Raw genomic sequence first — 10,768 nt, 5'->3', positions numbered from 1 at the left:
AACCAGAAATACCAGCCGGCGAAGATGGCGAACACGGCACTGAGCGACAGCACATAATGGAAGTGCGCCACGCCCTGCGCCCCCTCCCCGCCGGTGCCGCTGAGGCCCGCGCCCGCCAGTTCCACCCCGGTGACCGCCCCGATGGTGAGCAGCACGATGAAGCCCAGCGCCCACAGCATCGGCGCGGTGAGGCGGATGCCGCCCGACAGCATGGTGAGCCCCCATGCGGCGATCTGCACGAAGGCCGGCAGGGCCACCACCAGCGCCGCCAGCAGGAAATAGCCTTTCATCCCGCTGCCCCACCCTTCGCTGGTCTCGCCGACAAGGCCGCCGACCATGCCGCCGCCGTAAAGGTGGCGGGCCCACAGGAAGAAGCCGGCCAGGCCGAGGGCGACCATGGCATAGGCAACCCACAGCGCGCCGCGCACCGGGCGGCGGGCAAAGGTGGCCACCACCTGCGAGACGACGCCCAGCCCCGGCAGGATCAGCACATAGATTTCCGGGTGGGCGATGAACCATGTCACCTGCCGCAGCCGCGCCGGGTCGTCGCCGAGCCCGGCGGGGGGCGCCAGCAGCAGGAAGGTGACGGCCCCCGCCACCACCGGCCACGACACGAGCAGCACGAAGGCGGTGACCAGCACCGACCACACGAACAGCGGCAGCCCGTTGAAGCCCGTGCCCGGCGCCCGCAGATTGACGATGGTGGTGATGAAATTGATCGCCTGCATGACCGAGGACAGGCCGACGAGCCCCAGCGCGCACAACGCCAGCGTGGAAGGGCGCACAAAGCCCGGCCCGGCGAACAGGGCCACCAGCATCAGCCCCATCGCCGGCGGCAGCAGCCAGAAGGAGGCCACGTTGAGGCGCGGAAACGCCATATCCGGCGCCCCGATCATGATCGGCACGAACCAGTTGCCGAAGCCGCCGATCAGGGCGGGCATCACCATCAGCAGCACCATCACCAGACCGTGAATGCTGACGAACACCCCGAAGGTGGCATCGTCGGCAAAGAACTGCAGCCCCGGGGCCTGCAGCTCCGCCCGGATCAAAAGCGACAGCGCCGCGCCGATCAGCCCGGCCAGAATGGCAAACACCAGATTGAGGGTGCCGACGGCCTTGTGATCGCGGGAAAACAGGCTCCACCCCGCCCGGCGCCGCAGCCGTGCCGGCCCGCCGGCAGGCGCAGGCGGGCGGAACACTGGGCGCTTGGCAGCAGAACGCGGCATGAAGGGCACACTCCCGAGCATGGCCGCCCGCAGGGCGCCACTTTTCTCGTGTTCTAACCGATCCGGCCCCGGGCGGCCAGCATTGCGGACCGCAGCCGGCGGGGCCCGGCGGGAAAATGGCCGCCGCAAGACGCACGGCGCTTGACCTTTGCCCCGGTTGCGGACCAGAAAACAGCCCGGCACAGCGGGTTGCAGCGGGCCTTTGGCGTTGCGGCCGCGGTCTTTTCAGCGGCCGGCCGATGGGCCACTGTTGCCGCCCGACCAGAACCCTTTGCCTGCCCGGTCGAATCGCGGCCCCGGCGGGTGGCCACTTCGGAGGTGAGCCTTGTTTCATCCGCAGTCCCCCGCCGTGGCGCATCCGGCCGCCGGCCGGGCTTCCGGCGCGTTCTCGTCCGGCGCATTTTCCTCTGGCGCGTTTTTGCGGCGCGTGCGCCTGTCCGGCCTCGGCTTTGCCCTTGCCGCCGGTCTGTCGCTGGCCTTCGCGCCGGGCGCCGCTCAGGCACAGGGTGTGGTGAAGCAGACTTACGGCGACTGGCAGATGCGCTGCGACACCCTGCCCGGCGCCAAGACCGAGCAGTGCGCGCTGACGCAGGCCGTTGCCGCCGCCGACAAGGAATATGTCGGCCTGTCGGTGTTCGTGCTGCGGACGGCGGACAAGAAGGCGCGCATTCTGCGCGTGCTGGCGCCGCTGGGCGTGCTGCTGCCCTATGGCCTCGGGCTGCGCGTCGACAACGAGGACATGGGCCGCGCGGCGTTCGTGCGCTGCCTGCCCAACGGCTGCATGGCCGAGGTGACCCTCGACGACAAGCTGGCCGACAAGCTGCGCAAGGGCAAGGAAGCCCTGTTCGCCATTTTCGAAACCCCGGAAGAGGGCATCGGCATTCCGGTGTCGCTGAAGGGCTTCAGCCAGGGCGTCGAAGCCCTGCCCTGACGAAAGCCGGCGCCGGCGCGACGGCAGCAGGCGGGAGAGCCCCCCGGGAATGGCCCGTATCACCGACCCCGCCGCGCTGCACCGGCTCTGCGGCGCCCCGTCCGCGGGGGCGCGGGAGAAGGTTCTGCACCGGCTCGATGCCCATTGCCGCGCGGTGCTGGCACAGGCCCGGTTCTGTGTCATCGCCACGGCCGCAGCCGACGGCCTGTGCGATGCCGCCCCGCGCGGCGGCCCGGCCGGCATGGCGATCGCGCTCGACGACACCCGCCTCATGCTGCCCGACTATCCCGGCAACCGGCGGTTCGAAACGCTGACCAACCTGATCGCGCGGCCGGGCATCGGCCTGTTGTTTCTGGTGCCGGGCTGGGCCGGCGCCCTGCGCATCCGCGGCACGGCCGAGGTGCGCGACGATGCCGAACTGTGCGATCTTTATGCAGCGACAGCAAAAAGACCGCCGGCGGTTATCGTTATTGCCGTCCGCGAGGCCTATATCCAGTTTGGAAAGGCGGCGGAGCGGGCCGGGCTGTGGAGCGGGCCGGCAGCGGGCGCGGATCACGGCCTGCCGCAGGCCGCCGACATGATCCGCGATCACGTCGCAGCCGGTGAACCGGCTGCCCGATGCGTGGCCGCCATCGACATGGCCGCCTCCGGCAAGCCCGGCGGCGACCGGTGAGGCAGATTGGCCGGGTGCGGCCGCCTTGTGGCAGCGCCCGCCCGGAGAACTGTGAATGAGCGAACTTCTGAAGGAAGCCGGTCTCGACGCCGGGCGCGTGCGCAGCATCGTCTCCGGCGCCCTGAAGGGGGCCGACGACGGGGAGCTTTTTGTCGAATCGCGCCAGACCGAGGCGCTGGTGTTCGATAACGGGCGGCTGAAGTCGGCCTCGTTCGACGAGAGCCGCGGCTTCGGCCTGCGCGCCATTGCCGGCGAGGCGGCGGGCTTCGCCAACTCCGGCGAACTCAGCGAGGCCGCGCTGATGCGCGCGGCCGACGCCGTTTCCGCCGTGCGTAGCGGCCATGCCGGCACCTATGCGGAGCCGCCGGCCGGCACCAACGCCCGCCTTTATGCCCCGGACAACCCCATTGCCGGCGAGGCCTTCGAGGACAAGGTGCGGCTGCTGGCAGAAATCGATGCCTATGCGCGCGCCCGCGACCCGCGGGTGAAGCAGGTGACGGCCTCCCTTGCCGGCAGCTTCCAGCGGGTGGAAATCCTGCGTGCCGACGGCCACGCCATCGCCGACGACCGGCCGCTGGTGCGCTTCGGCGTTTCCGTGGTGGTCGGCGACGGCGACCGTCAGGAACAGGGATCGTTCGGCGCCGGCGGACGCGAGGGCTTCGCCCGCTTCATCGACCCCGCCCACTGGCAGGCCGCCGTCGACGAGGCGCTGCGGCAGGCGCTCGTCAATCTGGAGGCCGTGCCCGCCCCGGCCGGCACCTTCGACGTGGTGCTGGGACCGGGCTGGCCGGGCATTCTGCTGCACGAGGCCATCGGCCACGGGCTGGAGGGCGATTTCAACCGCAAGAAGACATCGGCCTTCGCCGGCCTGATGGGCCAGCGCGTGGCCGCCCCCGGGGTGACCATCGTCGACGACGGCACCCTGCCCGGCCGGCGCGGCTCGCTGACGGTCGACGACGAAGGCACCCCCAGCCGCTGCACCACGCTGATCGAGGACGGCATTCTCGTCGGCTACATGCAGGACCGCCTCAACGCCCGGCTGATGGGCACCCACTCCACCGGCAACGGCCGGCGCGAGTCGTTCGCCCACCTGCCGATGCCGCGCATGACCAACACCTACATGCGCGCCGGAACCCACGATCCGGCCGAGATTCTGGCCAGCGTCAGGGATGGCATCTATGCCGTGTCCTTCGGCGGCGGGCAGGTCGACATCACCTCCGGCAAGTTCGTGTTCTCCTGCACCGAAGCCTATCGCATCCGCGACGGCCGCATTGCCGAGCCGGTCAAGGGCGCGATGCTGATCGGCAACGGCCCGGACGTGCTGACGCGCGTGCGCATGATCGGCAACGACATGCAGCTCGATCAGGGCATCGGCACCTGCGGCAAGGCCGGTCAGGGTGTGCCGGTTGGCGTGGGCCAGCCGACGCTGCGCATCGATGCCATGACAGTTGGCGGCACGCAGGCGTGAAGCGCTGCGCGGCCGCCCACAACGAAGACGGAAGACGACATGATGAACCGCTATGAATCCTCCCGCAGCGGCGGCGAAGCGCAGGTGCGCTATCTCGACGGCGACTACCAGCTGCTGCGCCCGGGTGCCTATGTGCGCTGCGCCGTGACCGGCGTGCAGATCCCGCTCGACGAACTGCGCTACTGGAATGTGGACCGGCAGGAGGCTTATGCCGATGCTGCCGTGGCGTTCCGCCGCTTTCAGGAACTGAAGGCCGGGGCCGGCAAGGCCTGAGACGGCGCGCGCCCGTCAGGCGCCCGCCGCAAGCCTGCCCGCTGAAAGCCCGCCAAGAAGCCGGTCGAGGGCCTCGTCGCCCTCCGGCCCGTCCGGCTGCAGACCGACCGCCAGCACCGCGCTCTGCGCGGCAAGGCGGCCGAAGATGCCGCCGGCGGGCAGCCGCGCATGGTCCTTGGCGGTCGTCACCAGCGCTGCGCCCAGCGCCTGCGCCCGCTCAAGCAGCGCCGCCGCCTCCGCCTCGGTGAAGGGGTGGTGGTCGGGAAAAGCGCGGGTTTCCGCCACCGCCGCGCCGGTCTCGCGCAGGGTTGCGAAGAACTTCTCCGGCCGGCCGATGCCGGCATAGCCGATCACACGGCGGCCGGCGAAGCGCTGCGGCGCCTCCGGCGCCAGATGCGCCCGCATCACCGGCACATTTGCGGCCGCAGCCGCGGCGATGACCGCGGCGGAGGGCAGAGGATCGGCCGGACCGCCGACGATCACCACCAGCGCGGTCCGCGCCATCTGCAGCCGCAGCGGCGCCCGCAGCGGTCCCGCCGGCAGGCACAGCCCGTTGCCGGTGCCGACCCCGCCATCCACCACCATCACCGCGGCGGTCTTGGCAAGGCCGGGGTTCTGGAAACCGTCGTCCATGATGATGAGGTCTGCCCCGGCAGAAACCGCCAGCCGCGCCCCCGCGGCCCGGTCGCGGGCGACAACCGTCGGCGCGGCGCGCGCCAGCAGCAGCGCCTCGTCGCCCACATCGGCGGCGGTGTGCGCCGGGCTCACCATCACCGGCCCGGCAAGGCGGCCGCCATAGCCGCGCGTCAGCATCACCGGCTTTCGGCCGCGCGCGCCGGCCCGGGCGGCAAGGGCAATCGCGGTCGGCGTCTTGCCGGCCCCGCCGGCAACGAAGTTGCCGACGCACAGCACCGGCACCGGGGCCGTGAAGCCCGGCGGGCGGGCCAGCCGGCGCGCGGCAACGGCGCCGAGCACAACGCCCAGCGGCGCCAGCGCCAGCGCGGCGGGCCCGGCCGGCCTCCACCAGAAGGCCGGCGCCGTCTTCACGCGCCCGCCCCGATGGCCGGCAGCGGCAGCAGCGGCTGCAGCACCGTCAGGGTGCGCGCCACGCTGCCCACATGCTGATCCAGCACCGAGCGGGCGCGGGTCACGATCTCGCGGGCAGCGGCGGCATCGCCCAGCAGCCCGTCCACCGCCTGCGCCAGCCGGTCGGCATTGTCGACCGCCACCACCCCGCCGGCGCGGCCGAGATCGGCATAGATGGAGCGGAAATTGGCCACATGCGGCCCGGTCACCACCGCGGCGCCGAGCTGCACCGGCTCGATGGGATTGTGGCCGCCGACATGCACCAGCGAGCCGCCCACGAAGGCCACCGGCGCCAGCGAATAGAACAGCCCGAGTTCGCCGATGGTATCGGCCACATAGAAGCGGGTTGCCGCGCTGAGCGGCTGCCCGCGCGAGCGCAGCGCCACGCTCTGCCCCGCGCCCGAGGGATCGAGCCGCTCCGCAATGGCGCCGCCGCGCTCCGGATGCCGCGGCACCACGAAAGTGACGAGATCGGGCCAGTGCGCCGCAAGGCGGGCGTGAGCCACCGCCACCATGTCTTCCTCGCCGGCATGGGTGGAGGCGGCCACCCAGCACGGCCGGCCGGCCAGCGCGCGGCGAAGGTCGGCCAGCTTGCCGGCATCGACCGGCAGCGGCGCGACATCGAATTTCAGGTTGCCCGAAACGTGCACGTCGTCCACGCCGAGATCGCGGAAGCGCTCCGCATCGCCGCCACTCTGGGCAAGGCAGGCCGTGAGGCGGCCGAACAGGGCGTGCGCCACCGCCGGCCAGCGCTTCCAGCCGCGATGCGAGCGCTCCGACATGCGTCCGTTGACGATGATGCGCGCAATGCCGCGCCGGGCGAGTTCGTCGATGGTCGTCGGCCACACTTCCGATTCCACGAACAGCGCCAGCGACGGGCGCCAGAAATCGAGAAAACGGCGCAGATAGGGCGCAACGTCCAGCGGCACGAACTGGTGAATGGCGCCGGGCGGCAGGCGCTCGGCCGCAACGCGCGCCGAGGTGACCGTGCCCGTGGTGGCCAGCACCTGCAGCCCCAGCGCCGTGAGGGCGCCGATCAGCGGCAGCGCGGCGGTGATCTCGCCCACGCTGGCGGCGTGAACCCAGACCATCGGCCCCGGCGGATGGGGGGCGGACGGACGGCCGAAACGCTCGCCGCGCCGCGCCGGATCCTCCTTGCCGTTGGCCGTGCGCACGGCCAGCATCAGCCGCAGGGCCGGGCGGGCGGCATAGCCCGCGCAGCGCCACAGCGGCAGGAGACCGTTGCCGCGGGAGGAGCGGTTATTTTCCATCGACGATCGCATAGGCCCGGGCCGTCACCTTGTTGAGCCCTTCCTCGACGGCGAGGCGGAAGGTCTCGCGTTCGCTCTCATCCTTCGGCGGCGCGATGCACGCGCCGACGATGAAGGCCCCGCGTCCGAACGGCAGGTTTAGGCTCATCTTGTCCCATGTGTCGAGGTCGATGCGCCGGCTGGAGGCGAACGCCACCGGCAGCACCGGACGGCCCGACCGCTCAGCAATCAGCACGATGCCCTCGCCCGCCACCCGCGCCGGCCCTTTGGGCACGTCGGCGGTGAGCGACACCGTCACCCCCTCGCGCAGCAGGCGCAGCATCTCAAGCGTGCCGCGGATGCCGCCGCGTTTGCGGATCTCGCGCCCGGTGCGCCCGCCGGAGGCCCGGATGAGGCCCATGCCGAGGCGCTTTGCGGCAACGGCGTTGATCTCGCCGTCGCCCGACATCGAAATCATCACCCGCATGTCCCAGTGCGGCTTGCGGCCGAACGGGATCATGAAATGCTGGCCGTGCCACATGGTGACGATGACCGGCAGTTCGCCATCCACGCGATCGGCATAGTCCGCCGGCTCGAACACGACGCGGTTCGTTGCCCATACGAACTTCAGATAGAGCGCGGCCGCCTCCCCGAGGAAGCGGCGCACCCAGTTGGACCGCATGATGCGCTTCAGCATGAGGCACTTGCCCTGGCAAGCCGGCGCGCCCCTTCCCGCCCCGGCCCGAAGCCTGCTTGCCGCAGGCGTCGTTGACGATAAGGATCAGTCGTGCTGACCGTCGGTCGCCGGATCGAGCAGGCGATGGGCGTGGACGATGAAATAGCGCATGTGCGCGTTGTCCACCGTCGACTGCGCCTTGGCCTTCCACGCTGCGCGGGCGCTGGCATAGTCGGGATAGGCGCCGACAAAGTCGATCCTGGACAGATCGCGGAACTGGTGGCCTTCCAGCGACGACAGCTCGCCGCCGAACACCAGATGAAGAAGCTGCTTGTCGCTCGCCGGAGATTTCGAATCGGGCATCGGGTCCCTCGCCGTTTTCCTGTCACACATCTTCGCCGGCCCGTCCGCTGCCGGGCGGAAGGGCCATGGTCGGCACGCCCTCCGGCAGCCGCACTTTCAGGCGGCTTCCCGCAGGCCGCTTCCCGCAGGCAGACACGCCTTCGCCGGGCAGCGCTCGCCGTATCACCCCGGCCATACCGCGCCGGCCGTATCACCCCGGCTGTGCGGCACCGGCCTCGCCCGCGATCCCTGCCCGCGATCCCTGCCCGCGATGCCATACCGCACGGCAATCGCCGCGGCCGCCCCTGCCGGGTCTGGCCACCCGCCCGCCGCGGGCGGCTGCCCGCAGCGCTCAGGCCCTGCGGCGATGCCCGCACGGGGCCCCGCGCCGCCTGCGCCGCAGCCGGACGGGTGTGCCGGCTAACCCCGCCGGTCCGCCCGGCCAGCGAAACGGCCTATGCTCTAGCAGGTCGCCTGCCGCGCCGGAAGTCGCCCGCGTCGCCGCACCCCTGCGGCGTGCACAGCCCTCAGCCGGCGGCGCCGGCGCCGCCCGCCGGATCGAGATCGCTGAACAGCGCCATCAGCGGGCCGCGCAGTTGCGCACCGGCCGCGATGAGCGGCGCATGGCGCACATCGGCGCGGTTATAGCGCACCGCCCGGCCGGCAAAATCGGTGAGCGCGCCGCCGGCCTCCTCGATCAGCAGATCGGCCGCCGCCAGATCCCAGTCACAGGCCCGGCCGCGTGCCGCCGCCCCGTCGATGCGCCCGGCCGCCACCAGCGCCAGACGATAGGCAAGCGAGGGGATGAACGGCACCTCCTCCACCCCGGCTTCCGCCAGCCGGCTGCGCCGGCCGAGCACCCGCGGCGCGGCAATGCGCGCGCCCGACAGCGTCGGCAGCGGGCTGACGGCAAGGCGCGCGCCATCCACATCCGCCCCGCCGCCGCGCACCGCGCGGAACATCTCGCCGCGCACCGGGCAATAGAGCGCGGCCGCCACCGGCCGTCCCTCCTCCACCACCGCAAGGCTGATGGTCCAGTCCGGCGAGCCGGCAATGAAGGCGCGCGTGCCGTCGATGGGGTCGACCACGAACACCCGCGCGCGGGAAAGCCGCACCCCGTCGTCGCCCGTCTCTTCCGAAAGCCAGCCGTAGCCGGGCCGCGCCTCGGCCAGCGCCGCGCCGAGATAGCGGTCGACGGCAAGGTCGGCCTCGCTCACCGGGGAGGTGTCGCCCTTGGTCCAGACGGTCGGATTGTGGCGGAAGAAGCGGAGCGCGATCTCGCCGGCCCGCCGGGCGTGGTGGGCGAGAAGATCGAGATCCGCCGCGGCTGTAGCGTCAGCGTCCGGCAACGGTCAGTCCCTCGATGGCAACGGTCGGCGCATTGGTGGCGAACCGGTAGACGAGATCGCTCGCCGGCCGCAGACGGGCGAACATCTCGCCCAGATGGCCGGCCACCGTCACCTCGCTGACCGGATAGGCGAGTTCGCCGTTCTCGATCCAGAACCCCGCCACGCCGCGGCTGTAGTCGCCGGTAACGATGTTGGCGCCATGGCCGATGAGATCGGTGACATAGAGGCCGGTGCCGATTTCCTTCAGCAGGTCGGCGGGCGCGACCGTGCCCGGATGCAGCGTCAGATTGGTGGTGCCGGGCGAAGGATTGCTGCCGCCGCGATGGGCCCGCCCGTTGGTGACGAGCCCCAGTTCGCGCGCGGACGCCGAATCGAGCAGCCATGTCGTCAGCACGCCGTCGGCGATGAGGTCGAGCGCGGCGGCCGCCACGCCCTCGCCGTCGAACGGGCGCGAGCCGAGGCCGCGGCGGCGCAGCGGATCGTCGCTGATGCGAATGCCCGGCGCGAACACCGCGCTGCCCAGCCGGTTCTTCAGAAACGATGTGCCGCGGGCGATCGAGGCCCCGTTGATGGCCCCGGAAAGATGGCCGAGCAGGCTGATCGCGGCGCGCGGCTCATAGACGACCGTGGCGCGCGTGGTCGCCACCTTGCGCGGGTTGAGCCGGCGCACCGCCCGCTCGCCGGCCATGCGGCCGATTTCGCCGGCTGGCGCCAGATCGGCGCCGTGAAGCGCGGATGCCGACCAGTAATCGCGCTCCATGGCCGTGCCCTCGCCGGCAACCGCCGTGGCCGAGCGGCTGTGGCGCGTGGCGCCGTAGCCGCCGAGGAAGCCGTGGGAGGTGGCCAGCACCAGCCCGCCCAGCCCCCAGCCGGCACCCGCCCCGCCCGACCGCGTCACGCCGCTGACGGCCAGTGCCGCAGCCTCCGCCTCGCGGGCGGCCTGCGCCAGATCGCCGGCCGCCGGCATCGCCGGGTCGGCCAGGTCGAGATCGGCGAAATGGCGTGCCAGCAGCGCCGGGTCGGCAAGGCCGGCGAAGGGGTCTTCCGGGGCAAGCCGCGCCATGGCCACCGCGCGGGTGGCAAGCTGCATGGGATCGCCGGCGGCGTTGGTGGAAACGCTGGCCGAGCGCTGCCCGACGAATACCCGCAGGGAAAAATCGTCGCCCTCGCTGCGGTCGCTTTCCTCCACCTTGCCGTCGCGCACGGAAACCGACAGCGACATGCCGCGCACCACCACGGCATCGGCGGCATCGGCACCGGCCCGGCGGGCGGCCTCCACCAGCTGCGCGGCCTGATCCTCAAGCTGCCGGGTATCGAGCACGTCGCTGCGATTCGGCGATGAAACGGCGCTGGCCATGGACCGCAAAACTCCGGGAAGGCCCGCCCGGCTGCGGCTGGCCGCACCATCGGCAGAGGGTGCGGCGGTGCGCCAGGTCGGGGGCGCACGCGCGAGGACACGCGCGGGCAGGATGCAAAGGCAGAACGCACGACGGC

At 71.9% G+C, this 10,768-nt stretch carries 11 protein-coding genes; 4 read left to right on the top strand and 7 right to left on the bottom strand.

Features of this window, described 5'->3' with window-relative positions:
• Positions 1-1,226 (bottom strand): cbb3-type cytochrome c oxidase subunit I (locus V7067_RS11695; RefSeq protein WP_334176079.1); only part of this gene is annotated, 1,226 nt, incomplete at its 3' end.
• Positions 1,227-1,659: 433 nt separating this feature from the next.
• On the opposite strand from V7067_RS11695, the gene V7067_RS11690 reads away from it, so the two are divergent.
• The 4 genes from V7067_RS11690 to V7067_RS11675 are packed head-to-tail and all read left to right on the top strand — an operon-like array spanning position 1,660 to position 4,571.
• Positions 1,660-2,157 (top strand): invasion associated locus B family protein, encoded by a 498-nt coding sequence (locus V7067_RS11690; protein WP_334176081.1) that lies wholly within the window; start codon positions 1,660-1,662, stop codon positions 2,155-2,157.
• Between the two features lie 49 nt (positions 2,158-2,206).
• Entirely contained in the window at positions 2,207-2,830 is a 624-nt protein-coding gene (locus tag V7067_RS11685; RefSeq protein WP_334176078.1) for an MSMEG_1061 family FMN-dependent PPOX-type flavoprotein, read from the top strand.
• Positions 2,831-2,885: 55 nt separating this feature from the next.
• The gene (tldD, locus tag V7067_RS11680) at positions 2,886-4,298 is read left to right on the top strand and encodes a metalloprotease TldD (RefSeq protein WP_334176077.1); all 1,413 of its coding nucleotides are present in this window, start codon (positions 2,886-2,888) and stop codon (positions 4,296-4,298) included.
• A 42-nt stretch (positions 4,299-4,340) separates the two neighbouring features.
• Positions 4,341-4,571, top strand: coding sequence for a DUF2093 domain-containing protein (locus V7067_RS11675; protein WP_334176080.1), 231 nt, complete (start codon positions 4,341-4,343; stop codon positions 4,569-4,571).
• A 15-nt stretch (positions 4,572-4,586) separates the two neighbouring features.
• Here the strand turns inward: V7067_RS11675 and lpxK are convergent, their stop codons facing one another.
• From lpxK to V7067_RS11645, 6 genes are all read right to left on the bottom strand, one after another.
• Positions 4,587-5,618: a tetraacyldisaccharide 4'-kinase gene (lpxK, locus tag V7067_RS11670; protein WP_334176076.1), complete on the bottom strand. Its 1,032-nt coding sequence runs from the start codon at positions 5,616-5,618 to the stop codon at positions 4,587-4,589.
• Positions 5,615-6,928, bottom strand: a complete 1,314-nt coding sequence (locus V7067_RS11665) for a 3-deoxy-D-manno-octulosonic acid transferase (RefSeq protein WP_334176075.1) — start codon at positions 6,926-6,928, stop codon at positions 5,615-5,617. The genes lpxK and V7067_RS11665 overlap by 4 nt, the downstream gene beginning before the upstream one ends.
• Positions 6,918-7,604: a lysophospholipid acyltransferase family protein gene (locus V7067_RS11660; RefSeq protein ID WP_334176074.1), complete on the bottom strand. Its 687-nt coding sequence runs from the start codon at positions 7,602-7,604 to the stop codon at positions 6,918-6,920. The genes V7067_RS11665 and V7067_RS11660 overlap by 11 nt, the downstream gene beginning before the upstream one ends.
• Positions 7,605-7,688: 84 nt before the next feature.
• Complete coding sequence (locus V7067_RS11655; RefSeq protein ID WP_334176073.1) at positions 7,689-7,946, bottom strand: DUF4170 domain-containing protein; 258 nt, start codon at positions 7,944-7,946, stop codon at positions 7,689-7,691.
• 506 nt (positions 7,947-8,452) lie between these two features.
• On the bottom strand, positions 8,453-9,274 hold the full coding sequence (locus V7067_RS11650) for a 3'(2'),5'-bisphosphate nucleotidase CysQ (RefSeq protein ID WP_334176072.1): 822 nt from the start codon (positions 9,272-9,274) through the stop codon (positions 8,453-8,455).
• Entirely contained in the window at positions 9,261-10,631 is a 1,371-nt protein-coding gene (locus V7067_RS11645; RefSeq protein ID WP_334176071.1) for a TldD/PmbA family protein, read from the bottom strand. Before V7067_RS11645 ends, V7067_RS11650 begins: the two co-directional genes overlap by 14 nt.
• Positions 10,632-10,768: the final 137 nt, after the last annotated feature.

This window comes from Pseudoxanthobacter sp., from assembly GCF_036822375.1.
In the GTDB taxonomy this organism is placed as follows: Bacteria; Pseudomonadota; Alphaproteobacteria; order Rhizobiales; family Segnochrobactraceae; genus Pseudoxanthobacter.
Note: the sequence above shows the minus strand (reverse complement) of the source record. Positions and strands in the feature narration are given on the sequence as shown.